General features: G+C 65.1%; 20 protein-coding genes and 1 pseudogene. 7 read left to right on the forward strand and 14 right to left on the reverse strand.

The window, feature by feature from the left end; all coding sequences use genetic code 11:
- The first annotated feature begins 94 nt into the window (after positions 1–94).
- Entirely contained in the window at positions 95–1888 is a 1794-nt protein-coding gene (locus tag N2602_RS03670) for a potassium/proton antiporter (RefSeq protein WP_212259422.1), read from the forward strand.
- 236 nt (positions 1889–2124) lie between these two features.
- On the opposite strand, the gene modC is transcribed toward N2602_RS03670, so the two are convergent.
- The 4 genes from modC to mepA all read right to left on the reverse strand — a co-directional run bounded on the left by modC (position 2125) and on the right by mepA (position 5497).
- Entirely contained in the window at positions 2125–2787 is a 663-nt protein-coding gene (modC, locus tag N2602_RS03675; RefSeq protein ID WP_260381800.1) for a molybdenum ABC transporter ATP-binding protein, read from the reverse strand.
- 2 nt (positions 2788–2789) lie between these two features.
- Positions 2790–3485 (reverse strand): molybdate ABC transporter permease subunit, encoded by a 696-nt coding sequence (modB, locus tag N2602_RS03680; RefSeq protein WP_172786648.1) that lies wholly within the window; start codon positions 3483–3485, stop codon positions 2790–2792.
- Positions 3486–3526: 41 nt separating this feature from the next.
- Positions 3527–4312, reverse strand: a complete 786-nt coding sequence (modA, locus tag N2602_RS03685; RefSeq protein ID WP_260381801.1) for a molybdate ABC transporter substrate-binding protein — start codon at positions 4310–4312, stop codon at positions 3527–3529.
- A gap of 240 nt (positions 4313–4552) precedes the next feature.
- Positions 4553–5497: a penicillin-insensitive murein endopeptidase gene (gene mepA / locus N2602_RS03690; protein WP_260381802.1), complete on the reverse strand. Its 945-nt coding sequence runs from the start codon at positions 5495–5497 to the stop codon at positions 4553–4555.
- 465 nt (positions 5498–5962) lie between these two features.
- Between mepA and N2602_RS03695 the strand changes: the two genes are divergently transcribed.
- Positions 5963–8128, forward strand: a complete 2166-nt coding sequence (locus N2602_RS03695) for an EAL domain-containing protein (protein WP_172786651.1) — start codon at positions 5963–5965, stop codon at positions 8126–8128.
- A 200-nt stretch (positions 8129–8328) separates the two neighbouring features.
- Here N2602_RS03695 and N2602_RS03700 read toward each other — a convergent pair.
- The 3 genes and pseudogenes from N2602_RS03700 to N2602_RS03710 form a co-directional block, all read right to left on the reverse strand.
- A pseudogene (locus N2602_RS03700) lies at positions 8329–8676 on the reverse strand (GNAT family N-acetyltransferase); the annotation flags it as partial.
- 118 nt (positions 8677–8794) lie between these two features.
- Entirely contained in the window at positions 8795–9253 is a 459-nt protein-coding gene (locus N2602_RS03705) for a GNAT family N-acetyltransferase (protein ID WP_260381803.1), read from the reverse strand.
- A 47-nt stretch (positions 9254–9300) separates the two neighbouring features.
- A complete protein-coding gene (locus N2602_RS03710; protein WP_260381804.1) occupies positions 9301–10518 on the reverse strand; it encodes an MFS transporter in 1218 nt (405 codons plus the stop codon).
- Between the two features lie 243 nt (positions 10519–10761).
- Between N2602_RS03710 and N2602_RS03715 the strand changes: the two genes are divergently transcribed.
- Positions 10762–12015, forward strand: coding sequence for a serine hydrolase (locus tag N2602_RS03715; RefSeq protein ID WP_260381805.1), 1254 nt, complete (start codon positions 10762–10764; stop codon positions 12013–12015).
- Positions 12016–12096: 81 nt separating this feature from the next.
- On the opposite strand, the gene N2602_RS03720 is transcribed toward N2602_RS03715, so the two are convergent.
- Entirely contained in the window at positions 12097–13065 is a 969-nt protein-coding gene (locus N2602_RS03720; protein ID WP_260381806.1) for an ABC transporter substrate-binding protein, read from the reverse strand.
- Positions 13066–13328: 263 nt separating this feature from the next.
- Between N2602_RS03720 and N2602_RS03725 the strand changes: the two genes are divergently transcribed.
- The 3 genes from N2602_RS03725 (at position 13329) to N2602_RS03735 (ending at position 15918) form a co-directional block, all read left to right on the forward strand.
- Positions 13329–14282 (forward strand): tetratricopeptide repeat protein, encoded by a 954-nt coding sequence (locus N2602_RS03725; RefSeq protein ID WP_172786655.1) that lies wholly within the window; start codon positions 13329–13331, stop codon positions 14280–14282.
- Between the two features lie 33 nt (positions 14283–14315).
- Positions 14316–15278 (forward strand): tetratricopeptide repeat protein, encoded by a 963-nt coding sequence (locus N2602_RS03730; RefSeq protein ID WP_260381807.1) that lies wholly within the window; start codon positions 14316–14318, stop codon positions 15276–15278.
- A gap of 223 nt (positions 15279–15501) precedes the next feature.
- Positions 15502–15918, forward strand: a complete 417-nt coding sequence (locus N2602_RS03735) for an SRPBCC family protein (RefSeq protein WP_260381808.1) — start codon at positions 15502–15504, stop codon at positions 15916–15918.
- Positions 15919–16147: 229 nt separating this feature from the next.
- Here the strand turns inward: N2602_RS03735 and N2602_RS03740 are convergent, their stop codons facing one another.
- A complete protein-coding gene (locus N2602_RS03740; RefSeq protein ID WP_260381809.1) occupies positions 16148–17206 on the reverse strand; it encodes an ABC transporter substrate-binding protein in 1059 nt (352 codons plus the stop codon).
- Between the two features lie 187 nt (positions 17207–17393).
- Positions 17394–19205 carry a translation elongation factor 4 gene (gene lepA / locus N2602_RS03745; protein ID WP_212259436.1) on the reverse strand — a complete coding sequence of 604 codons (1812 nt, stop codon included), beginning with the start codon at positions 19203–19205 and terminating at the stop codon, positions 17394–17396.
- 113 nt (positions 19206–19318) lie between these two features.
- Between lepA and N2602_RS03750 the strand changes: the two genes are divergently transcribed.
- Positions 19319–20944 carry a glycosyltransferase family 39 protein gene (locus N2602_RS03750; RefSeq protein WP_260381810.1) on the forward strand — a complete coding sequence of 542 codons (1626 nt, stop codon included), beginning with the start codon at positions 19319–19321 and terminating at the stop codon, positions 20942–20944.
- A gap of 114 nt (positions 20945–21058) precedes the next feature.
- Here the strand turns inward: N2602_RS03750 and N2602_RS03755 are convergent, their stop codons facing one another.
- From N2602_RS03755 to N2602_RS03770, 4 genes are all read right to left on the reverse strand, one after another.
- A complete protein-coding gene (locus tag N2602_RS03755) occupies positions 21059–21376 on the reverse strand; it encodes an HPr family phosphocarrier protein (protein WP_025032552.1) in 318 nt (105 codons plus the stop codon).
- Positions 21373–21774, reverse strand: a complete 402-nt coding sequence (locus N2602_RS03760; RefSeq protein WP_007597752.1) for a PTS sugar transporter subunit IIA — start codon at positions 21772–21774, stop codon at positions 21373–21375. Before N2602_RS03760 ends, N2602_RS03755 begins: the two co-directional genes overlap by 4 nt.
- 133 nt (positions 21775–21907) lie before the next feature.
- Positions 21908–22432, reverse strand: coding sequence for an HPr kinase/phosphorylase (locus N2602_RS03765; protein ID WP_172786661.1), 525 nt, complete (start codon positions 22430–22432; stop codon positions 21908–21910).
- Positions 22429–24225 (reverse strand): sensor histidine kinase, encoded by a 1797-nt coding sequence (locus N2602_RS03770; protein ID WP_172786662.1) that lies wholly within the window; start codon positions 24223–24225, stop codon positions 22429–22431. The genes N2602_RS03765 and N2602_RS03770 overlap by 4 nt, the downstream gene beginning before the upstream one ends.
- Positions 24226–24244: the final 19 nt, after the last annotated feature.

A 24244-nucleotide genomic window follows, 5' to 3' on the forward strand; every position in this document is an offset into this window, starting at 1 on the left:
ACGGGCAGATTGCCGCGAAGCGCGAAAATGGGTTGGCGCGCGAGTCCGCCGACGATAAGGATGAAATTCCAGCGATTTTTTACCCGGAAGGTGGATGGCTTCCCTCGACTCCGTCAGTCTCGCCATATTGCTCGGCGCCGTCCTCGTCATGGCCGGCATCCTCTCGAGCCTGCTTGCGCTTCGCTTCGGCGCGCCCTTGCTGCTCGTCTTCCTGGTCATCGGCATGCTCGCCGGCGATTCCGGCCCCGGTCAGCTCCAGTTCGACGACGTCCGCACCACCTATCTGGTCGGCTCCGTCGCGCTTGCCCTGATCCTGTTCGACGGCGGCCTGCGCACGCGCTTTGCCAGCATCCGCACCGTGCTCGCCCCGTCCCTCGTGCTCGCGACCGTCGGCGTGCTGCTGACCGCGCTGGTCACGGCGCCGTTCGCCAAATACACGCTCGACCTCAACTGGGCGGAGTCGCTGCTGGTGGGCGCCGTGGTGGCCTCGACCGACGCGGCCGCCGTGTTCCTCCTGGTGCACACCCAGGGCCTGCGTCTGCGCCCGCGCGTCGGCGCGACGCTGGAGGCGGAATCCGGCACCAACGATCCCTTCGCGATCTTCCTCACTTTGATGCTGGTGGAATACATCTCGGTCGGCTCGAGCTCGGCCGGCCACGTGCTGATGGAGTTCGTGCTGGAGGCGGCACTGGGCGCCGTCGTCGGCGTGTTCGGCGGCCGGCTCGTCGTCATCGCGCTCAACAAGGTCGCCCTGCCGCAGGGCCTGCATGCGCCCTTCGTGACCACGGGCGCGCTCGTGATCTTCGGCGGCTCGCAGATCATGCACGCTTCCGGCTTCCTCGCCGTCTATCTCGCAGGCATCATCATCGGCAACCGGCCGACCCGCGCCCATAATTCGGTGGTGACCTTCCTCGATGCCGCGACCTGGCTGGCGCAGATCGTGATGTTCGTGCTGCTCGGCCTTCTGGTCTCGCCGAGCCGGCTGGGGGCCAGCGTGCTGCCGGCGGTCGCCGTCGCGCTCGTCCTGATGCTGGTGGCACGGCCGCTCGCGGTGTTCGTGTGCCTGTCGCCGTTCCGCTTCAACTGGCGCGAGAAGATCTTCATCGCCTGGACTGGTCTGCGCGGCGCCGTCGCGATCTTCCTGGCCTCGATCCCGATGCTGGTCGGCCTGTCCAAGGCCTATCTCTATTTCGACGTCGCCTTCGTCGTCGTCATCATCTCGCTCCTGCTGCAGGGCTGGACGCTGGCGCCGGCTGCCCGCAAGCTGCACGTGGCGCTGCCGCGCGCCGAACGCGGCCCGCGCCGCGTCGAGCTCGATCTGCCCGGCCAGCTCGAGCAGCAGCTGGTCGGTTATCCGGTGCGGCCCAAGAGCCTGTATTTCCGCCGCGGTCTGATCCCGTCCTGGTCCAAGCCGACGCTCGTCATCCGCAACGAGAACATCCTGACGCCAACGGAAGCCGACCCGATCGCGCCGGGCGACTACATCTATCTGCTGGCGCCGCCGGAAAAGGCCGAGTCGCTCGACCGCTTCTTCGTCGACATGCAGCCGAGCACCGCGCCGGATCCGCATCTGCTCGGCGACTTCATGGTCTCCGGCGAGCACACGCTCGCCGAGCTCGCCGAGATCTACGGCGTCAAGGTGAGCGAGGACGAGAGCAAGCTCACGCTCGCCGATTACTTCGACGTCCATCTCGATCGCGCGCCGAAGGAGGGCGCCGAGCTCGCGCTGGACGAGATCGTGCTGGTCGCCCGCAGCATCTCCGGTGGCCGCGTCAACGTCGTCGGCCTGCGCCTGCCGGAGGATGACGAGACGCCGCCGCCGCCGACACGCACCCAGGCGCTGCGGAAGAAGCTCGCCGAGCTGTGGTCCTCGGTGGCGGGGGTCTGACGCTGCCGTAGGGTGGGCAAAGGCGCCCTTGCGCCGTGCCCACCAGCAGGAACGACGTGGGCACGGCGCGCGAAGAGCGCGCTTTTCCCCACCCTACGAAGTCTGGTGGTTGGCAGGACAAAGCCAGCGAAGCACTCGTCATTGCGAGGAGCTCTTGCGACGAAGCAATCCAGACTGCCGCCCCGGATAGTCTCTGGATTGCTTCGCTACGCTCGCAAGGGATGGGCCACGGGCCCTCACGTCAGCACCTTCACCCCGCCCAATGACGTGACCCGCCCCTGCTTCAGCATCACGATCTGCGTCGCGAGCTGGCGCAGCTCGGCGACGTCATGGCTGACATAGACCATCGGCACATTGGCCTCGTCGCGCAGTCGCACGAGATAGGGCAGGATCTCGAGCTTGCGGCCCTCGTCGAGCGCGCCGAGCGGCTCGTCGAGCAGCAGGAGGCGGGGCTTCGACAGCAGCGCGCGGCCGAGCGCGACGCGCTGGCGCTCGCCGCCGGACAGCTTCCCGGGACGGCGATCCCTGAGCGCGCCGATGTCGAGCAACTCGATGATGCGCTTGTGCTGCGCCGGATCGGGCGCAAGTCCGTTCATGCGCCGCCCATAGTCGAGGTTCTGCGCCACGCTCAGATGCGGAAACAGCCGCGCATCCTGGAACACGTAGCCGATGCGGCGGCGGTAAGTGGGCACGTGAATGCCCGCCGCGGTGTCGTCGACGATCTCGCCGTCGATCGTGATGGTGCCGCGATCGGGCCGCAGCAGCCCGGCGATCATGTTGACCAGCGAGCTCTTACCGGCACCCGAGGCGCCGAACAGCCCGATGACACGCCCCTCGCTGCTGAAGGACGCGTGAAGCGAGAATTCGCCGAGCTGTTTTTCGACGTCGACGCGCAGCATGGTCAATTCCCGTGCAGCCGCTGCGTGGCGCGGCGGGCGAACCACTCGGCCGCGATCAGCGCGCCGATCGCGAGCACGATCGAGACGATCACGAGCCTTCCCGCAGCGGCATCGCCGTCCGGCGTCTGGATCAGCGAATAGATCGCCGACGAAATCGTCTGGGTCTCGCCGGGAATGTTGGAGACGAAGGTAATGGTGGCGCCGAACTCGCCGATCGCCTTGGCAAAGCCCAGCACCATGCCGGCGAGCACGCCCGGCAGCGCCAGCGGCAGCGTCACCGTGAAAAACACTTTCCACGGGGCTGCGCCGAGCGTCTCGGCGGCCTGCTCGAGCCGGCGATCGATCGCCTCGATCGACAGCCGCATCGGGCGGACGAGAAGCGGAAACGCCATCACGCCGCAGGCGAGCGCAGCACCGGTCCAGCGGAACGCGAAGACGATGCCGAGATGGTCGGCAAGAAAGCCGCCAATGAGACCTTTGCGGCCGAAGCTGAGCAGCAGCAGATAGCCGGTGACCACAGGCGGCAGCACCAGCGGCAGGTGCACCAAGGCGTCCAGTATCGACTTGCCCCAGAAGTCACGTCGCGCGAGCAGCCACGCCAGCGCGATGCCGAACGGCGTCGCGACCAGCGTGGCGATGACGGCGACCCTGAGCGAAAGCAGGATCGCCGTCCATTCGGCGGCAGAGATCTCGAACATCAAGTCGTCATATCGGGTCGCAGAAATCAGGTTTGCAAGAATCAGGTCGTTGGGCTGATCAGGAACTTGAAGCCGTATTTTTCCAAAATGGTCTTGGCCGCCGTCGAGCGCAGAAAGGCGAGATAGTCGTTCGTCTCCGGCTTGGCGGTGGTGGTTGCCGCGACCGGATAGATGATCGCAGGATGCGAATCCGCCGGAAAGGTGCCGACGATCTTCACGCCCGGCTCGACCTTGGCGTCGGTGGAATAGACGATGCCGAGATTGGCCTCGCCGCGGGCGACCAGCGTCAGCGCCGCGCGCACGCTCTCGCCCATGGCGAATTTCGACTCTACGGCCTGCCAGGCCCCGAGCTTTTCCAGCGCCGCCTTGGCATATTTCCCTGCCGGTACCGACTTGACGTCGCCCGTCGCGATCCTGCCGTCGCCGGCGAGCTTGGCCAGATCGAAGCCTTGCGCGATCGTCACGTTGTCGATCTTGGAATCCTTCGGCGCGATCAGCACGATGCTGTTGCCCAGCAGGTTGACGCGTGTCGGCTCGTTGATGGTCTTCTTGGAGATCGCGTAGTCCATCCAGTCGGTGTCCGCGGAAACGAACACGTCGGCCGGCGCGCCCTGCTCGATCTGCTTGGCCAGCACCGAGCTTGCGGCGTAGCTGACGCTGAACTTGACGCCGGTCTTGGCGGTGTAGGCAGCGTCGATCTCGTCCAGCGCGTTCTTCATCGAGGCGGCAGCGAACACCGTGATGGTCTTGTCCTCGGCCGCGGCGGGCGCGAGGGCCGTGCCGGCGAGAATGACCAAGGCGGCGAAAAGTCCTGAGAGACGAAACATGGGATGCGCTCCGTGCGAGCTCGCGCGCGCAAGGTGCACGCGCAAAATCTGGCGTTGGGTCGGGCAGATGCGACGGGCGGAAGCGCTGTTCCACGGTCCCTTGCGACGGCTTACGGCCGGCGGGGATATCGCAGTGCAAACATAGCAGGCCGCGGCCCCACGTCAAAGGCAACTGAGTTCGTCATCCCGGGCTCGCTTCGCGCCCCGGGACGACGACGGTGCATTCCGCGGCAGCTTCCCTTATGGCTTCGCGTCGCCTGCATGCAGCACCGCCTTGCAGGCGGCCGGCATCTGCGCGAGCGTCATCGGCGGTTTCGGCTTGGGCGGCTCGGGCGGCGGCTTGGGGTGCAGCACCGCGTCGGAGAACCAGTAGGCGAGATCGGCGGGCTTGCAGCCTTCGTCCTCGGCCTGTGACGGCTGGCCCTCGCATTCGCCGGCTCCCGCCGGGCAGCGCATGCGAATGTGGAAGTGGTAGTCGTGGCCCCACCAGGGGCGGATCTTCGACAGCCATGCGCGATCGCCCTTGGCCTCGCGGCACAGCGCCTTCTTGATCGCGGCGTTGACGAAGATGCGCTGCACGCCGGGCTCCCGCGCCGCGTCGCGCAGCACCAGCACGTGGCCTGGTGTGAACACCTTGGGGTCGATGTCGAGCCGGTCCGGGCGCACCATCATCACCGCCGACATTTCCTCGCGCTCCTCGCGCGAGAGCCGGCGGTCCGGCATCGGCGTCAGCCAGATGTCGGCGTCGAGACCGATCTGGTGGCTGGCATGGCCCGACAGCGCCGGCCCGCCGCGCGGCTGCGCGATGTCGCCGACCAGGATGCCGGGCCAGCCCGCGTCCTTGTGCGCTTTGGCGGCGAGCCGCCTGATCAGCGCGATCATGTCGGGATGACCGTAGCTGCGATTCCGCGACAGCCGCATCACCTGCCAATGATCGCCGTTGACCGGCATCTGCTCGGCGCCGCCGATGCAGCCCTTGGTGTAGGAGCCGATGACATGGGTCGGCCCCTTCGACGGCAGCAGCTTGCGCGCGAACAGTTCCTTCGCGGCGAGATCGGGGTCGTTCGGATTGGCGAGCGGCGGCAGCGGCTTCGGGGTGATGCTGCCCTTGTCCTGGGCCAGCGCGCTACCGGCGCCCAGGCAGACGAACGAGAGCAGGAGGAGGGTGATGCCGCGGCGACTCATGCTGACGCTCTTATAGCCCAATGCTGCACCAGGGTTAAGAACGAGGCGCTGAGCCCGCCGCCGGCTCACCGCAGCTCGCCCGAATCGCGTCTCGACCCGCCGCTTCTTAACGGTGCAATAACCGTATCCTGCATTGACCAAAATTCGTGCGTTGAGCGGGGAATACTTGCGGCTGGCATGCAATCGCGCGCGGTTTCGGAACGGATTCAGGCGCGCGCGCAATTTTGCACCGGATCGCTCATTGATTGCGACGCCACACTCAGTCTGATGGCGCCTGCAGCCGCTCGCCGCGCCGCGCAAACAGGCAGCAAGCGCCGCCGCGTGCGGACCGCGTCCGGGCAAGATTACTTTTTTTTCAGACACTTGCCCCAAGACTTCCCGACCAAGACTTGCGGCCGCTGGGCGCGACTGGGACGAGTGAAGTTGAGTTTGGGGTCTCGAAAAGCAAGAAAGCGAAAGCAAAGCGTGCTTGCCCGTGCCGGCCAGAAGGCGCGCAAGTCGCGTTTCGCGCGTGCCTCGCGTGCCCTTTCCGAACGCGACGAAGTCCTGCGCAGCCGTGCCGAGGCGGAAGCCGCGATCGCGGACGCGCGCAAATCCCATGAGCGCCTGCGCCAGGCCATCGATATCCTGCCGCAGGGCATCGTGTTTCTCGATGCCGAAGGCCGCTACGTCCTCTGGAACAAGAAATACGCCGAGATCTACAGCAAGACCGCCGATCTGTTCGAGGAAGGCGCGCGCCTCGAGGACACGCTGCGCATCGGCGTCGCACGCGGCGACTATCCCGAGGCCGTCGGCAACGAGGACGCCTGGATCGCCGAGCGCCTGCAAAAGCTCTACAAGCCCGGCGCGCGCCACGAGCAGAAGCTGTCCGACGGCCGCGTCATCCTGATCGACGAGCGCTTGACCGATGACGGTGGCGTCGTCGGCCTGCGCGTCGACATCACCGAGCTCAAGCAGCGCGAGGCCTCGTTCCGCCTGCTGTTCGACGGCAATCCCGTGCCCATGATCGTCTGCGCGCTGGACGACGAGCGCATCCTCGGCGTCAACGATGCCGCGGTCGCGCATTATGGCTATAGCCGGGCCGAGTTCGAGCGATTGAAGATCCGCTCCCTGCAGGCCTTCGATAGCGAGCCGCCCTGGACCGTCGATGAGACCGGCGAGGAGCAGGCCGGCCGCACCTGGAAGCATGTCAAGGCCGACGGCGCGCTGATCGACCTTGCGATCTATTCCCGCGAGCTGACCTATGCCGAGCGGCCCGCGGTGCTGCTCGCGCTGATGGACATCACCGAGCGCAAGCGCGCCGAGGCGCGGCTCGCCTTCATGGCCCAGCATGACGGGCTGACCGGCCTGCCCAATCGCAGCCTGCTGCGGCAGCAGGTCGACGAGATGTTGCTGCACACGCGGCGCAGCGCCGAGAAGGTCGCGCTGCTGATGCTGGGGCTCGACAATTTCAAGGCGGTCAACGACACGTTGGGGCACGCGGTCGGCGACAAGCTCCTGCGCGGCGTCGCCAAGCGGCTGCGCTCCACCTTGCGGGAAGAGGATGCGCTGGCGCGGCTCAATTCCGACGAGTTCGCGATCGTGCAAAGCGGGCTGGCGCGTCCCGAGGACGCGGTGATGCTGGCCAAGCGCCTCCTGGCGGCGATTGCCGATCCCTATCTGCTCGACGGCCATTCCGTGGTGATCGGCGCCTCGATCGGCATTGCGATGGCGCCGGGCGACGGCGAGGATTCCGAAAAGCTGCTCAAGAGCGCCGACATGGCGCTGTCGCGCGCCAAACTGGACGCGCGCGGCAGCTTCGCCTTCTTCGAGGCCGCGCTCGATGCGAAGGCGCAGAGCCGCCGCAAGATCGAGGTCGAGCTGCGCGACGCGATCCAGAACGACGTGCTGCGTCCGTACTACCAGCCGCTGATCGACCTCACGAGCGGCCGCATCACCGGCTTCGAGGCGCTGGTGCGCTGGCCGCATGCCGAGCGCGGCATGGTGTCGCCGGCCGAGTTCATTCCGGTTGCCGAAGACACCGGCCTGATCAATCCGCTCGGCGGGCTGATGCTGCGCCGGGCATGCCTCGATGCCGCGACCTGGCCCGACGACGTCCGCGTCGCCGTCAACCTGTCGCCGCTCCAGTTCCGCAGCGGCAATCTGCTCTCGATGGTGACCGACGCACTGAAGCATTCCGGCCTGCCGCCGCGGCGGCTCGAGCTCGAGATCACCGAGACGCTGCTCCTTGAGAAGAGCGCGCAGGTGCTGGCGACGCTGCATGCGCTGCGCGCGCTCGGCGTGCGCATCTCCATGGACGATTTCGGCACCGGCTATTCCAGCCTCAGCTATCTGCGCAGCTTCCCGTTCGACAAGATCAAGATCGACCAGTCCTTCGTGCGCGATCTCGCCGCCAACCGCGAGGCCCAGGCGATCATTCGCTCCATCGTCAGCCTCGGCAAAGGTCTTGGCGTCACCATCACCGCCGAGGGCGTCGAGACCGAGGCCGAGCTCAGCTGCCTCCGCGCCGAAGGCTGCCATGAGGGCCAGGGTTTCCTGTTCAGCAAGGCCCGGCCGAATGCGGAGATCATCAGCCTGCTGGCCGCACAGCGCGGCATCGACGGTGAAGAGGACGCCGCGCTGGTGGCGTGATCACTCCGTCTCAGTGCAAGCTTGAGAAACGCGCCAAACAAGACGCGTCGCACTCTGCGCAGCGATTGCCATCGGCGTCCACCAGCCCTAGGACCGCGCAGTGAGCACTCGCTCCATGATGTCGTGCGTTCCTCCCCATAATAGCTGTCGCGCACCGTGTTGAACCCCAGTCGCGCATAGAAGGTCGCTGCAGTGACCGATGACGGGACCGTCAAGGACGGAATGTTTCGCTCGCGCGCCGTGCGCTCGATCTCGGCCATCAGCAGCTTGCCGATCCCGCGAGCCTGAACGTCCGGAGCAACGAAGACGGTGCGGACGACGCTTCCGTCGAGGCTTGCCGTTCCGACCACGCGGCTGCCGATCGTGGCGACGAAAACGGTGCGCTGCCCGATCAGCCGGCGCACGGCGTCCGGGCCGAAGCTGCGCTCGACCCGCGCGATGATCTCCGCCGTATAGTCCTTCGCATTCGTCTCGCGCAGCGCACGCAAGATGACCGCGCTGATGGCTGCGGCGTCATCGTCGAGCGCGCGCCGTATGCTGCATTCCATGTCGCCTCATTTGGCCTCTCGCGATGCCGGAACGATCAGATCACAACGGAATGCTACACCAATCTGACCGCCGTCAGAAAGTGCATCCGGCCCTCGAAGCAAGGCTTTGCAGAGCCGCTCACGAGCCGCCGGCAGGCTCCGGGATCGGCAGATGTGCTTGGTGGGACCAGGGTTGGCCGTCGACCGCGGAGAATCCCATCGCTTCCCAAAACCGCGCAGCGCGGGCATTCCCTGCGTGGACGGTGACCATTGCGACCTTCCCAGCAGCGTCTTGCAGCAAGGCGTTCGCGATGGCCCTGGCGATGTTGCGTCTCCTGTAGTCCTGGTGCACGTAAAACCGCCGCATCCGCCACATGGGCACCGGCGCCGGTGCAGGCTCGTTGGTGATCGCGCCGATACCCGCCAATCTGCCATCGAGATGGCAGGTGAATATCGTGTGAAACATGGCGCGATCAGTTGCGAATTCCGCCGCCAGACGGGTCAAGTGCGCATGTCCATCGGCCTTGGCGTCGGCCTCCAGCGCGGGAAAATCCGCGGGAAGAGTGTCGGCGCTGCGCTCAAGAGAAATGATGGTCATGACGTTCGGCTGGGAAAATCAAATCCGGCAATCGCCACAGGTCGGTGTCACGCCGTCGCGCGGCCAAGATCGAGCGATGGCCGTCGGGTCGGGAAGCTCAGTGCGACTGCGACCGCCGCAAGCCCGATCGCGAAGGAGCCGGCGTGCAGCCAGGTGTATTGCTGGAACGTGTCGAACACGATCCCGCCGGCCCAGGGTCCGAGCGCCATGCCGAGGCTGGCGAAGGCCGAGACCGCACCGAACACCGTGCCCATGATGCGCGCGCCGAAGAATTCGCGGACCAGCACCGCATAGAGCGGCATCACCCCGCCATAGGCGAGGCCGAACACGACTGACAACGCGTAGAACTCGCCGAGCTGCGCCACCGCCAGATAGGTCGCGATGCACATCGCCTGCACGAACAGCCCGCCGACAAGGACCGGTTTCGCGCCGATGCGATCGGCCAGCGCGCCCAGCAGCAGGCGTCCCCCGAGGCCTGAGACGCCGGCGACGCTATAGACCGTCACCGCCGTGAGTGGAGCGATGCCGCAGACCATCGCATAGGACACCATGTGGAAGATCGGGCCGGAATGCGCCGCGCAGCAGGCGAAATGCGCCGCTGCGAGCGCGATGAATTGCGGCGTGCGCAGTGCCTGCGCCGCGTTCATCTCGACCTCCGGCGTCACGTCCGTCGTTGCGGAGCCCGCGGCTGACGGCGCCGGACGCACCAGGAAGCATGCGGGGATCAACAGCGCCCAGGCAGCACAGCCGATCATCAGCATCGCGGTGCGCCAATCATAGGCCGTGATCAGCCAGCTCGCGGCCGGCGCGACCGTCACTGGCGACACGCCCATGCCGGCGGAGACCAGCGCCACGGCGAGGCTGCGGTTCTTCTCGATCCAGGCGCTCGCCAGCGCCATCATCGGCGCGTAGAAGCTGCCCACGGCGATCCCGATCAGCACGCCGAAGCAGAGCTGGAATTGCCACAGGCTTGCGGCCTGGCTCGCGGTGACGAGACCTAGTCCCAGCAGAACGCTTCCCGAGAGCACCACGATGCGGGTGCCGAACCGGTCCGACAGCGTGCCCCATAGGAATGCGGCGAATCCCATGCAGAGGAAATCCAGCGTCGCGGCCGCCGACACGCCGGCGCGCGACCAGCCCATCGCCTCGGAGATCGGCTGCAAGAACACCGCCAGCGACAGCATCGTACCGAACCCGATGCAGGTCATCAGCGCACCTGCGGCGACAACGACCCAGCCATAGTCGAAGCTTGACGGCTTGCTCATGCGTTTCCTCAGCGCTTTTGCTCTTGTTGATGGTGCGCGGGAGGGATGGTGACTTATCTGCGGGGCGAGAGCAAGGCGGGTGGCCACCGCCGGCTGACACCGTCTGCTCGTAGTGATAGCATGCCGCGTGTCACTGGCCTGCGATGTTGTTCTCATAAGCGCACACACACACGAACGTGCGAGGAGGCAAGTGCAATGATCCGGGGAGCGCTGTGCAGGCCACGCGGGTGCCGCAGGCTTTTCTTGTCCGTCATTTTCGCCTCCGCCGTCTGGACGGCCCCGGCCTGCGCGCAGGACGTCCGAAGCGCGCCCGCCAAGCCGGGGCCGGTCTTTTCGGACAGCGGCCCCGATGCCGAGCTCTACGGCGCGGCGGAAGGCTATCCGGTCGGCACGCGGGGAGCCGCCCCGGAGCTCGACAGGCTCGTCGGCAGCTACAGCCATTTCGGCGAGATCTATCCCTCGCGCCGGGTCGCTCGCGCGACGACGGCCTGGCAATTCAAGCGCGCGCCGGAGCCGTCGATCACCTACAGTTTTGGTACCGAAAAGCTCGGCATCGCGGACTACCTCAAGCGCAACCCGGCGACGGGACTCCTGATCGCCAGGGACGACACCATCCTGTACGAGCACTATCAATATGCGCGGACCGACCACCACCGCTTTGTCTCGCAGTCCATGGCGAAGACGCTGGTGGCCATGCTGGTCGGGATCGCGGTCTCGGAGGGACGGATCAAGTCGATCGATGACGTCGTCGTGACCTACGTTCCCGGCCTTGCAGGCACGGAATTTGGCAACACGTCCATACGCGCCTTGTTGAACATGTCGTCGGGCGTCGAATTCTCGGAAGTCTACGACGGGAACGACGACATCGCCCGGCTTGGGCGGGCCCTGTTCGCCGGCCCGCCGAAAGATCCCGCCGCCATCGTCGCGCAGTTCAACACCCGAACTGCACCGCCAGGCACCAAATTCCACTATGCCAGCGTTGAAACCGAGATCCTCGGCCTGGTCCTGCGCGCCGCCACCGGCACGCCGGTTGCCGATTATCTCCACGACCGGATCTGGGACCGCATCGGCACCGAGGCGGATGCTTCCTGGGTGATCGACGGCAGCGGGCAGGAGATCGCCTTTTGCTGCTTCAACGCAACCTTGCGCGATTATGCGCGCCTCGCCCGGTTGCTCGCCCATGACGGCGCCTGGGAAGGCCGGCAGCTGATCCCCCGGCAGTGGCTGCTGGATGCCACGACCGTGCGGCCGGCCGACGGCCATCTCGCCCCGCACGTGGCCACGCGCTATTTCGGCTATGGCTATCAGGTGTGGCTCCTCCCCGGCGAGCAGCGCCGATTTGCCCTGCTCGGCATTCGCGGTCAGCTCATCCTGGTCGATCCCGCCTCCAAGCTCGTCATGGTGCACACCGCCGTTCGCCAAAAGCCGAACGAACCCGGAGCGCTCAGGGAGCCGCTCGCGTTGTGGTCTGCTGTGCTCCAACAGCTCGGGCAATGATCGATCAGGGATCGGCGTGCAGACGCACGCCTGCATACCGGGCGAGGGGCAGGGCGGTTGAGCCCGGGTAGAATCCTGCGGTTACTCAATCACTTCGTCGGCGCGGGCGACAACGGTTGCGGGCAGGTCGAGACCCAGCGCCCTGGCGATGCGGAGATTGATCCTGAGGTCGAACTTGGTGGGTCGTTCGAAAGGCAGGTCGCCCGGCTTTGCGCCCCGCAGAACGCGATCAACCTGCGCAATCAGGCGGCGCCCTGCGTCTGCAAAGTCGGGGCCGAACGACATGAAGGCGCCGTTCGCGACCCAATCGGGTGAAGCAAAGATCGCAGGCTTCCCGCTCAGGTTCACCAGCCTGATGACTTCGGCCTGGTGGCCGCCGAGCACGACGTCCGGAACGAAAACAAGACCGTCAAATTGGGCAAGGTTGTCCGCGCTCAGCATCGTCCCGATGCTTGCGGGATCATCGATGTTGATGGTTTCAACCTGAAAGCCGAGCTTGCGGCCGGCCTCCAGAACAGGCGTGAGACTCTGTGCACCGCTCGACACCTTTGTCGTGACAGTTCCGAGGCGCACGGCCTGGGGCAGGATTTCCCGCATGAGCTCGATCCGCTTTGCAGTGGTTTCCTCCGAGAAGACCGCGATGCCGGTCACGTTGCGGCCGGGGCGGGCGAGGCTGTCGGCCAGTCCGGATGCGACGGGATCGACGGCAGCAAGGGTCACGATCGGGATGGTTCGCGTTGCCTTGTAGGCCGCGAGAGCGGCAGGAGTGCTGATTGCGATGATCACGTCCACCCGGCCTTCCCGCACGATCTCCTGCGCGAGCGCCGGTAGTGCATCGGCATCTCCGGCTGCGTGACGAAACTCGAGTCGAATCCGCCCCTCGACGTAACCAAGCTCTGCAAGCAGCCTTTTGGTTGCTGCGATCTGCGCGGGAACTTCGACCGGTCCCAACTGGACGACGCGCGGCGTTGCGGAAGACTGCTGGGCGCGTGCGATGAGCGGCCAGCCGATTGCTCCCGTCATCAGCCCGATGAATGCGCGCCGTCGCATGTGACCTCGCTCGAAGCTGCCGTGCGATAGCAAGACTATAGCATGCTCCAAATGCTCGTAAGCCGTCCCACCCGGATCACGGGCCAGATACCGAGCGAGGCGTCGCCGGCAGCACGCCTGGATCAGAGGTTGGCGGGAGGCAACACCTCGATCTTTCTTGTGCCCCTGGCCGGGGGCGCCCAGGCGAGGACTTTGAACCATTCCGCCTTCCGGCTGCACCAAAGTCGCGTATGTCGGTGAGAACCGCGACCAAGGAACGCGTGATGAAGGCTCTGAAAGCATCGATCTGCGTTGCAGTTACTGCGCTTGCCTTGAGCCTGTCGTTCGGCGTGCCATCCTATGCCGAAGAGGACGAGGCGGGCACGCTGACCCGGCAGATGAAGGAGCTTTATCGGGCCGGGAAGTACATGGAAGCACTGCCGTTGGCCCAGAAGTCGCTGGCCCTCCGCGAGAAGGAGTTCGGCCCCGATGGTGCGCTCGTCGCGATGCCGCTGAACGACCTCGGTACGATTCATTACAATCTCGGCCAATATGCCGTTGCTGAACCGCTGTACAAGCGGGCGCTGGCCATCCGGGAGAAGACACTCGGTCCGAATCATGTTGAGGTCGCAATGGTGCTGAACAATCTCGGCGATCTCTATCGCGCGGAAGAGCGTTACGCGGAAGCGGAGCCGCTACTCAAGCGCTCGATCGCCATCAACGAGAGGAGCGACAATCCGTCGATCGTGCCGGCGTTGAGCAATCTCGGCGCGGTCTACAGCCATCAGGGCCGGTACGATCAGGCTATACCGCTGTTCAAGCGAGGCCTTGCCGTGCTGCAGAAAGCGCTTGGCCCCGACGATCCCGAAGCGACGGTGCTGATGAACAATTTGGCCGACGCCTATATCAATCGGCATCGCTATGCCGATGCCGAGCGGCTGCTGAAGCGGTCGATGGCGGTGACCGAGAAGGCGTTCGGCCCCGATCATCCCGACATCGCGCAGGCGCAGAACAATCTGGCTGCACTCTATGGGCGTCAGGGCCGTAACGCGGAGGCCGAGCAGCTGTTCAAGCGGTCGGTGGCCACCTTCGAGAAAACCCTCGGCCCCAACCATCCGGATCTCGCCGGCGTTCTGGATAACCTCGCCGGTCTCTACAAGTATCAAGGCCGCTATGCCGATGCCCAGCAGGTCCTGAAACGGTCGATGGCCATCCGGGGCAAGACAAGGCCGATCTGAGGAGCAGCGCAGGATGCGACGAGGGAAGGCGCGATGAAGGCGCTGAAAGCATCGATCCGTGTTGCAGTCACGGCGCTTGCCTTGATCCTTCCGTTCGGCGTGCCATCACATGCCGAAGAGGACGAGACGGACGCGCTGACGCGGCAGATGAAGGAATTTTATCGGGCCGGGAAATACATGGAAGCCTTGCCGTTGGCTCAGAAGTCTCTCTCCCTTCACGAGAAGGAGTTCGGCCCTGACGATGCGCGCGTCGCGATGCCGCTGAGCGACCTCGGTACGATCCATCACAATCTCGGCGAATACGCCGTTGCCGAGCCGCTGTACAAGCGCGCGCTGGCCATCCGCGAGAAGACGCTCGGTCCGGATCACGCGGAAGTCGCAATGGTGCTGAACAATCTCGGCGATCTCTACCGCGCGGAAAGACGCTACGCGGAAGCGGAGCCGCTCCTGAAGCGATCGATCGCCATCGGCGAGAAAGTGCTCGATTCCGACGATCCGTCGATCGTGTTGCCGCTGTGCAATCTCGGCGCCGTCTACAGCAGCCAGGGCCGATACGATCAGGCCGAGCCGCTGTTCGAGCGGGGCCTCGCCGTGCTGCAGAAAGCGCTCGGCCCCGACGACCCCGAAGCGACGGTGCTGATGAACAATTTGGCCGACACCTACACCCAGCAGCATCGCTACGCCGATGCCGAGCGGCTGCTGCAGCGGGCGATGGCCGTGACCGAGAAGGCGTACGGCCCTGATCATCCCGACATCGCGCAAGCGCTGAACAATCTCGGTGCGCTCTACGGGCGTCAGGGACGCAACGCCGAGGCCGAGCGGCTGTTCAAGCAGTCGGTGGCCATTTTCGAGAAAACCTTCGGCCCTGATCATCCGGATCTTGCTGGCGTCCTCGACAACCTCGCCAGCCTCTACGACAATCAAGGTCGCCACGCCGATGCCGAGCAGGCCCTGAAACGGGCGATGGCCATTCGAGGGAAGACAAGGCCGATCTGAAGAGCGCGCAGGGTGGTCGAGCGACGCGTCTGCCATCTTCCCCACAGCACACAATTTGGTTGGTTCTAACTTTCTTAGCGAATTGACGGCCGGACCATGTCGGCATGGGCTGGTCTCGATCGTCCTTGGGTGGACACGCCCCGGACATGCCGGAGATGACCCGGCACACGCGACGTGATTTCGTCAACTCGAGCCGTCAAAGTCGAAAACTGGAGCAATACCCATGAGGATCACCGTCGAAACCAGCGTCGCAGCCCCCATTGATCAGGTCTGGCAGGCCTATACGACGCCTGCCGACATCGTGAAATGGAATTCGCCGTCCGACGACTGGCATACGACAAAGGCGACGGTCGACCTGCGGGAGGGCGGCGACTTCTCGTCGCGGATGGAAGCCAAGGACGGCAGCATGGGCTTCGACTTCGCCGGCACCTACACCAGGATTGTCGAGCACAAGCGGATCGAATACGCGTTCGGTGATCGCAAGGCCGAGGTTGAGTTCGTGCCCGGCGCAAAAGGCGTTGTCGTCCGCGTCGTCTTCGACGCCGAGACCACGCACTCGGAGGAGCAGCAGCGGAGTGGCTGGCAGGCGATCCTCGACAATTTTGCACGCTACGTCGAGGCGAAGAAGAAGATGCCGTGAGGTGAGCCTACGCGAGCACGGCTTTCGTAGGGTGGGCAAAGGCGCGGAGCGCCGTGCCCACCATCTCTTCGTGATCCCCGACAGGTGGTGGGCACGCTTCGCTTTGCCCACCCTACGAACCGATCGCGCTTGACGAAACCGACCTCACGCGGCCTTGGTCAACACGTCGGGAACGGGACGAAAAGACCGGCCGTCCGCGGGCTTGCATGCATCGACTTGCATCAGTCGATCATTCTATCACCCCGTCCGCGCGGGCCAGCAATGTAGCAGGAACTTCGATCCCGAGTGTCTTTGCAGTCTTGAGGTTGATGAACAGTTCATACTTGGTCGGTTGCTCGACCGGCAGATCCCCGGGCTTGGCACCCTTGAGGATCTTATCGACGTATTCAGTGCATAGCCGGTTCAAGTCGATGATATCCGCTCCGTAGGACAGTAGCGCACCGAGTTGAACAAATTCCTTGCCAATGGCAAAAAGCGGCAGCCGATGTTCTGCGGCGAGCTCGACGATGCGCTTGCGTGCAATGAAGAACAGCGGGCTGGGAAATAGGAAGAATGCATCGGCGCGCGCGCCCGCATGCGCGGAAAACGCCTCGCCCAGCCCGTCAGGATCTTGGACAGCAATGAGTTGCAAATGAACGCCTACGGTTTTTGATGCTGACTCCGCACCGCTGATCATGCCTTGAATTGTAGACTTGCCGTATGCAGCCGGGTGCCAAATCGCTGCTATCCGAGACGCCTTGGGCAAAGCTTCCTTCAATTGCGCAAGCCGCTTGGGAACAAGCTGCGGGCCGATGAAGGTCAGTCCGGTGATGTTACCTCCTGGTCGGGCGATGCTGGCAACGAGTCCGTCTTCGATTGGGTCGCCCATAACTGGCACAACAACAGGAATCGATTTGGTGGCTTGCTGCACGGCCCGCGCAGCAAGCGAATTCGCTGCAACTATAAGAGCAGGATTCAGACGGACGAGGTCACTCGCCAATGCCGGGAGTTGTTCGACCTTTGAATCGGCTGCTCGAAGCTCTACCATGATATTCTCGCCGTCGATATAACCGCGTTCGCGTAGTCCTTGCTGAAAGGCAGCCACCGAAGTGCGGGTTTGCTCGATCGAGCCGGTGGTCAAGAAGACAATATGGGGGACTTTCTTTGGCTGTTGCGCGCGAGCAAGGGGTGACCAGGCCGCCGCGGCACCGATCAGTGCGAGAAGCTCGCGTCGCTGCATGACAGCTCCGTTCATGAATGCAATGATCGGTACTTTAAAAAATGCAGATGGACGATCGTGCTGGCTCATCCGGCCTGCTGCGATGATGCCACCATACCCCTGTTTTGCCCGACGGAGCAAGCCGACTTCGTAAAATCGAAAAAAGCACAGTGCCGCCAAGGGGGCGGCTACTGTGCATGGGGTTGTTTTCGCGCTTTTTTGTTTGCCGCCTGTTTGCCGGCCTCGGCGACCGCGCCGGCCCGTCCCGAGCGTCGCCTCAGCTGTCCACCTTCAGCGCGGCGATGAAGGCCTCCTGCGGGATGTCGACCTTGCCGAACTGCCGCATCTTCTTCTTGCCTTCCTTCTGCTTCTCCAGAAGCTTGCGCTTACGCGTGATGTCGCCGCCGTAGCATTTTGCGGTGACGTCCTTGCGCAGCGCGCGCACCGTCTCGCGCGCGATCACCTTGCCGCCGATCGCCGCCTGGATCGGGATCTGGAACATGTGCGGCGGGATCAGCTCCTTCATCTTCTCGACCATGGCGCGGCCGCGCCCTTCGGCGCGAGTGCGGTGGACCAGCATCGAGAGCGCATCGACCGGCTCGGCATTGACCAGGATCTGCATCTTGACGAGGTCGGCCGGCTTGTAGTCGGTCAGGTGATAGTCGAACGAGGCGTAGCCTTTCGACACCGACTTCAGGCGGTCGTAGAAGTCGAACACGACTTCGTTGAGCGGCAGGTCGTATTTCACCATGGCGCGGGAGCCGACGTAAGTGAGCTCCTTCTGCGCGCCGCGGCGGTCCTGGCACAGCTTCAGGACGCTGCCGAGATATTCGTCGGGCGTCAGGATCGTCGCCTCGATCCAGGGCTCGTCGATCTCGGCGATCTTGACCACGTCGGGCATGTCGACGGGATTGTGGATCTCGATCTCCTGGCCGTCGGTGAGCTTCATCTTGTAGATGACGCTCGGCGCGGTCGCGATCAGGTTGAGATCGAATTCGCGCGACAGCCGCTCCTGGATGATCTCGAGGTGAAGAAGCCCCAGGAAGCCGCAGCGGAAGCCGAAGCCGAGCGCAGCTGACGTCTCCATCTCGAAGGAAAAGCTGGCGTCGTTGAGGCGCAGTTTGCCCATCGCGGCGCGCAGCGTCTCGAAGTCGTCGGCGTCGACCGGGAACAGGCCGCAGAACACCACGGGGATCGCCGGCTTGAAGCCCGGCAGCATCTCGGCGACCGGCTTCCTGTCGTCGGTGATGGTGTCGCCGACGCGGGTGTCGGCGACTTCCTTGATCGCGGCGGTGATGAAGCCGATCTCGCCGGGGCCGAGCTCCTCGACCTGCTGCATCTTCGGCGTGAAGAAGCCGACGCGCTCGACGTCATAGGCGGCGCCGGTGCCCATCATGCGCACGCGCTGGCCCTTCTTCATGCTGCCGTCGACGATGCGCACCAGCACGACGACGCCGAGATAGACGTCGTACCAGCTGTCGACCAGCAGCGCCTTCAGCGTGGCGTCGCGGTCGCCCTTCGGCGGCGGCAGGCGGGTGACGATGGCTTCCAGCACGTCGGGGACGCCGAGGCCGGTCTTGGCCGAGATCATCACCGCATCCGAGGCGTCGATGCCGATGACGTCCTCGATCTGCTGCTTGACCTTCTCGGGCTCGGCGGCAGGCAGGTCGACCTTGTTCAGGACCGGGACGATCTCGTGATTGTTGTCGAGCGCCTGATAGACGTTGGCGAGCGTCTGCGCCTCGACGCCCTGGCTGGCGTCGACCACGAGGAGGGAACCTTCGCAGGCCGCCAGCGACCGCGAGACCTCGTAGGCGAAGTCGACATGGCCGGGCGTGTCCATCAGGTTGAAGATGTAATCCTTGCCGTCCTTGGCGCGGTAGGCGAGGCGCACCGTCTGCGCCTTGATGGTGATGCCGCGCTCGCGCTCGATGTCCATGGAATCGAGCACCTGCTCCTTGCCCGCCATTTCGCGGTCGGAAAGGCCGCCGGTCATCTGGATCAGGCGGTCGGCCAGCGTCGATTTTCCATGGTCGATATGGGCGACGATGGAGAAATTGCGGATGTTGGAAATGGGGACGGTCGTCATGGGCGCGGGATACCACTCACATCCCCGTGCGGCAACCATATTGCTGTATTTTCAGGGCCTTTGTTCACGCCAAGCTGATTCCATGAGCGGCCAAAACGCGCTACGCACGGCCCATGTCCACGACCTCTCTTCCCTCCTCCAGAACGCGGGCAAAGACCCGCTTGAGTTACAACCGCTTCCGGGCCTTCCTGGTTGCCTGCGCGGTCCGCCCCGAGGCGCGCCTGTGGCTGGTGATCCAATTCGCCCTCCTGCATGCGGTGCTCTGGACCTTCATCCTGATCAATCTGAAGGCGGCGCAGGACGTTCACATGGACGTCGCAGAAGCCTGGGGCTGGGGCCAGAAATTCCTCTGGGGCTATGGCAAGCACCCGCCGCTGTCGGGCTGGGTGGCCGGCCTCTGGTTCGCGGTGTTCCCGGCGGCGGATTGGGCGACCTATGCGCTGGCGATGGCAACGGTGAGCATCGGCATGGTGCTCTGCTGGCTGATCGCCTTGCGCGTGGTCGATGCGCGCCGCGCGTTCCTGGTCGCGGTGATGATCGCGCTCTACCCGATCTTCAATTTCAAGGGCTTCAAGTACAACCCGGACCTGCTCCAGCTCGTCACGCTGCCGCTCCTGGTGCTCGCTTATCTCAACGCATTCGAGAAGCGGAGCTGGCAATCCGGAATCCTGCTCGGGCTTGCCGGCGCGCTGGCGCTGATGACCAAATATTGGGTGCTGACCATGATCGGCGCGATCGGGCTCGCCGCGCTGATCCATCCCAACCGGTTGCGCTTCCTGTCGTCGCCCGCGCCGTGGGTCGCGATCGCCACGATGGTGGCGGCGATGATCCCGCACATCGTCTGGCTGGCGGATGCGCATTTCGTGCCGCTGACCTATGCCGGCGACACCTACAGCCTGCAGGACAAGAGCCAGGTGCATCAGCTCGTCGCGGGCTATGTGCTGCACAATTTCGCGCTGCTGGCCTTGCCGGTGGCGCTCGCGGCACTCGCCATGGCGCTGGTGCCGCCTTGGGTCAAATTGCTGCTGGGGGCGCCCTTGCGCATCGTCACGCGCGCCTGGTCGCGCGGCGCCAATGCGGGCGTCAATGTCTCGCAGGCGCTGAACGTCTGGATCATCCAGCTCATCGTCGCCTTCGGCCCGCCGCTCGGCGCGCGGGTGTTCAGCATCTACATGAAGACCGATTGGGGCATCTCGCTGTTCTTCCTGGTCCCGCTCGCGCTGGTCGCGATCCCGACGCTGCGCGTGCAGAGCGCCGCACTGTTCAACATCGCAGCGATCTGGCTCGTGCTCAGCGCTGCGACGCTTGCGGCCTCGCCCCTCATCGCCGCGCGCGAGATGGAGGCGAATGCCGGCAACACCGCAACCTACGGCGCGCGCTCGGAACTGGCGCGCAAGCTGACTCAGGAATGGCACATGCGCTTTGCCTCGCGCTGGGCGGTCGTTGCCGGCACCATGGAGTCGATCCAGCCGATGGTGTTCTACAGCCCGGATCACCCTGCAGCGTTCACGCCGAACGAGCCGTGGAGCTCGGGTCTGACGTCGCTCGACGACGTCAAGCGATACGGCTTCATCGGCGTGTTCGATCCGACCGATGGCCGCCTGCCTGGATTCGAGAAATGGGTGTCGGAGGTTGCGCCGAATGCCGAGCGCATGGTGATGAGCACGCGCCGCTTCACGAGCGGCAAGGCCGGCCCATCGATGAGCTGGAATGTCTACATCGCCCCGCCGGGGAAGTAGCCGAGCTGCGGTAGGGTGGGCAAAGGCGCGAAGCGCCGTGCCCACGAACTTTCGATCATCATGAGTGTGGTGGGCACGCTTCGCTTTGCCCACCCTTCGGTGCCGAGCGCGTGCTCAGACCCCTTCCTCGTTGAACTTGCTCTCCACGAGCTCCGTGATCGCCGCGAGCGCGGCTTCGGCGTCAGTCCCTGCCGCCGCCACCGTGATGGTCGTGCCGGGACCCGCGGCGAGCATCATCAGGCCCATGATCGAGGTGCCGCCGACGGTCTCGCCGCCGCGCGTCACCCACACTTGCGCGTCGAAGCGCTCGACCGCCTGGACGAACTTCGCCGAGGCGCGCGCATGCAGGCCGCGCTTGTTGATGATCAGGAGATCCTTGGAGATCGCGCCCGCGGGCACGCCAGTCCCGGCTTGTGGCGCCTCCTCGCTCATTTGCCGGCGAGCACGCGGCTGGCGATGGTGACGTATTTGCGGCCGGCTTCCTGCGCCATCGCGATCGCGTCGGGCAGCGGTCGTTCCTCGCGCACCTTGGCGAGCTTCACCAGCATGGGCAGGTTGATGCCCGCGAGCACTTCGACCTTGGGCCGGCTCATGCAGGATATTGCCAGGTTCGACGGCGTGCCGCCGAACATGTCGGTGAGGATCGCAACGCCGTCGCCGGAATCGACGCGGTTGACCGCCTCGATGATGTCGCTTCGGCAGAGATCGGAATCATCCTCGGCGCCGATCGTGATCGCTTCGATTTGCTTTTGTGGGCCCATGACATGCTCAAGCGCCGCCTTGAATTCGTCGGCAAGGCGCCCGTGGGTCACAAGTACTAGACCAATCATCGGAAAACTCCTCGCGGGCGCTTTTGGTGCACCGCACGAACGCGCCACTTTGACCATCCAGAGCCCCCGCGCAAGAGGGGATGTTGCGTATCTCCCTGAATCTATACGGATGTATGAGGGGAGCTGCGCCGGTCTATTCGGTCGCGATAGTGGGGTTCATATGGTTACCATTTCCCTTCAAACAATCGCCTGAAGGGTTAACGGAAGATGAACTCTTGGTAGTGGTCAAGGCCGCAACAACCAGAGGAAGGGGCGAATAGTCGCGGGCAACGGGGATCCGCGGTATTTCGACACCAAAAATGCTGGTTTTCAGGGCTTCGGCCGGCGGCAGCCGCTCGGCGTCCGCGGCGGCCAGATCGACCACGAGACCGACGGTCGCATGCTCCACGAAGTCGCAGCGGCGGATTCCGAGGCCCCGGATCTCGATCAGGCCGGCCAGGCGAGGCGCGGGGCGGACCTCAATTTCGTGGCCGAGTGTCGCCAGATGGACACGGTCATCGCCGACCAGAACGGCGCTTTCCACAACGCCCGAGCGTCCGGCCATGATCAGATCGAAGGCAAGCCGCGACTTGCCGGACCCCGAGGGCCCGCGGATCAGCACGGCGAGTGTCCCGACCTTGACGGCGGAGGCGTGAACGCTGGGTCCGCCGTCACTCATAGCGCCGGCAGCCTCACCACGAAGCGCGCGCCGGCAATTGTCGGAGTGCCGTCGGCGTCCGGCGGGCCAGGCCGGTTCTCCGCCCAGATTCGTCCGCCATGAGCGTCGACGATCTGCTTCGAGATCGACAGGCCGAGGCCGGAATTCTGGCCGAAGCCCTGATGCGGACGGTCGGTATAGAAGCGCTCGAAGATGCGCTCCAGCGCGTCCTCGCGAATGCCGGGGCCGTCGTCGTCGACCACGATCTCGATCTCGGAGCGCACGCGCCGGCAGGTGAGGCGCACCTTGCTGCCGCGTTCGGAGAAGGATTGCGCGTTGGAGAGCAGGTTGGAGACGACCTGCCCGAGCCGGGAATCGTGGCCGCTCACGGCAAAGGTGTCGGTCGGGCTGCGGCCCTCGAAGCGTGTCTCGACCGCGACGTCGTGGCCGAGCTTGGTTTCATTGGCGACGGACACCAGCGTGGTCAGCAGGCGGCGCAAATCGACCGGGATCGCATCCTGGCGCTGCAGCTCGGCATCGAGGCGGCTGGCGTCGGAGATGTCCGAGATCAGCCGGTCGAGCCGCTTGACGTCGTGCTCGATCACCTCGAGCAGGCGCGCGCGGCTGTTCTCGTTGCGCGCCAGCGGCAGCGTCTCGACCGCCGAGCGCAGCGAGGTCAGCGGGTTCTTCAATTCATGGGCAACGTCGGCGGCGAACATCTCGATCGCCTCGATGCGGCTGTAGAGCGCGCTGGTCATGTCGCGCAGCGCGCCGGAGAGGTGGCCGATCTCGTCGCGGCGGCGGGTGAAATCGGGGATTTCGATGCGGGCCTTGATGCGGCGGCGGACGCGCTCGGCGCTGTCGGCGAGCCGGCGCACGGGACCCGCGATCGTGCTCGCCAGCAGGAGCGACAGCATGATCATGACGGCGGCGGCGACACCGCCGACCTTCAGGATGGCGAGGCGCTCGGCGGTGACCATCTGGTCGATGTCGTCGCCTTGCGTCGACAGCATCAAGGCGCCGTGGATGGCGCGCGAGCGCAGCACGGGGACCGCGACCGAGACGATCACCTCGCCGCGTGCATTGACCCGCACCATCGAGCGCTTCTGGCCCTGCAGGGCGTCGCCCACTTCGGCATAGCCATTGCCGTTCTCGGGCCCGAGCTCGCGATAGAGCGGCAGGTCGCCGCGGTTCAGCCAGGTGCGCACCGCGACCTTGCCGCGCTCGATAATGCCGGGTTGCTCGGCCGGTGGCGGCAGCGGAAAGCGCAGCACGTTTTCGAGGTTGCGGCTGTCGAGCAGCAGGCTGCCGTTGGGATCGTAGATGCGGGCGCGCGTCTTGGTCGGCGAGATCAGGGTGCGCAGCACCGGCGCGACGCGCTCCGGATTGATCGGGAAGTCCAGCGGCGAATACTCGTCCGAGCCGCCATAGGTCTCGCCCGGCTTGAGGTCGAGCAGCCGGTCGGGATCGATGGTGATGGCGTTGGTCTGCACCGTGGCGGAGGCCGCGATCGCGCCGGCGATGATCTCGGCCTGGACCAGGAGGCTCTGGGCGCGCGCGTCGATCAGGCCGGCACGGAATTGCGACAGGTACAGGATGCTCGCCACCAGCGCGACGAGGCCGGCGAGGTTGAGCGAAACGATGCGGCGGGTGAGGCTCGAGAAGGACAGCGCGAAAAAGAACTGCCCGGCGCGTTTCAGCCAGTTCAGCGGCCGGAAGCCTTGCGGCTTGTCGTCGGCAACGTGCTCCTGAACGCCGTCGGATGCGAGATCCCCGGCGCTCTGGTTAGGCTCAGGCTGCGTTCGGTCAAGCAATGCTTACGCCCGCGTTAGG

The sequence above is a fragment of the Bradyrhizobium sp. NC92 genome, from assembly GCF_025200865.1.
In the GTDB taxonomy this organism is placed as follows: Bacteria; Pseudomonadota; Alphaproteobacteria; order Rhizobiales; family Xanthobacteraceae; genus Bradyrhizobium.

What these genes read in the sequence shown, in the direction of transcription:
- N2602_RS03670 (WP_212259422.1), top strand. Translation starts at nt 95, where the DNA reads ATGGCTTCCCTCGACTCCGTCAGTCTCGCCATATTGCTCGGCGCCGTC.
- modC (WP_260381800.1), bottom strand. Translation starts at nt 2,787, where the DNA reads ATGCTGCGCGTCGACGTCGAAAAACAGCTCGGCGAATTCTCGCTTCAC.
- modB (WP_172786648.1), bottom strand. Translation starts at nt 3,485, where the DNA reads ATGTTCGAGATCTCTGCCGCCGAATGGACGGCGATCCTGCTTTCGCTC.
- modA (WP_260381801.1), bottom strand. Translation starts at nt 4,312, where the DNA reads ATGTTTCGTCTCTCAGGACTTTTCGCCGCCTTGGTCATTCTCGCCGGC.
- mepA (WP_260381802.1), bottom strand. Translation starts at nt 5,497, where the DNA reads ATGAGTCGCCGCGGCATCACCCTCCTCCTGCTCTCGTTCGTCTGCCTG.
- N2602_RS03705 (WP_260381803.1), bottom strand. Translation starts at nt 9,253, where the DNA reads ATGACCATCATTTCTCTTGAGCGCAGCGCCGACACTCTTCCCGCGGAT.
- N2602_RS03710 (WP_260381804.1), bottom strand. Translation starts at nt 10,518, where the DNA reads ATGAGCAAGCCGTCAAGCTTCGACTATGGCTGGGTCGTTGTCGCCGCA.
- N2602_RS03720 (WP_260381806.1), bottom strand. Translation starts at nt 13,065, where the DNA reads ATGCGACGGCGCGCATTCATCGGGCTGATGACGGGAGCAATCGGCTGG.
- N2602_RS03725 (WP_172786655.1), top strand. Translation starts at nt 13,329, where the DNA reads ATGAAGGCTCTGAAAGCATCGATCTGCGTTGCAGTTACTGCGCTTGCC.
- N2602_RS03730 (WP_260381807.1), top strand. Translation starts at nt 14,316, where the DNA reads ATGAAGGCGCTGAAAGCATCGATCCGTGTTGCAGTCACGGCGCTTGCC.
- N2602_RS03735 (WP_260381808.1), top strand. Translation starts at nt 15,502, where the DNA reads ATGAGGATCACCGTCGAAACCAGCGTCGCAGCCCCCATTGATCAGGTC.
- N2602_RS03740 (WP_260381809.1), bottom strand. Translation starts at nt 17,206, where the DNA reads ATGAGCCAGCACGATCGTCCATCTGCATTTTTTAAAGTACCGATCATT.
- lepA (WP_212259436.1), bottom strand. Translation starts at nt 19,205, where the DNA reads ATGACGACCGTCCCCATTTCCAACATCCGCAATTTCTCCATCGTCGCC.
- N2602_RS03750 (WP_260381810.1), top strand. Translation starts at nt 19,319, where the DNA reads ATGTCCACGACCTCTCTTCCCTCCTCCAGAACGCGGGCAAAGACCCGC.
- N2602_RS03755 (WP_025032552.1), bottom strand. Translation starts at nt 21,376, where the DNA reads ATGAGCGAGGAGGCGCCACAAGCCGGGACTGGCGTGCCCGCGGGCGCG.
- N2602_RS03760 (WP_007597752.1), bottom strand. Translation starts at nt 21,774, where the DNA reads ATGATTGGTCTAGTACTTGTGACCCACGGGCGCCTTGCCGACGAATTC.
- N2602_RS03765 (WP_172786661.1), bottom strand. Translation starts at nt 22,432, where the DNA reads ATGAGTGACGGCGGACCCAGCGTTCACGCCTCCGCCGTCAAGGTCGGG.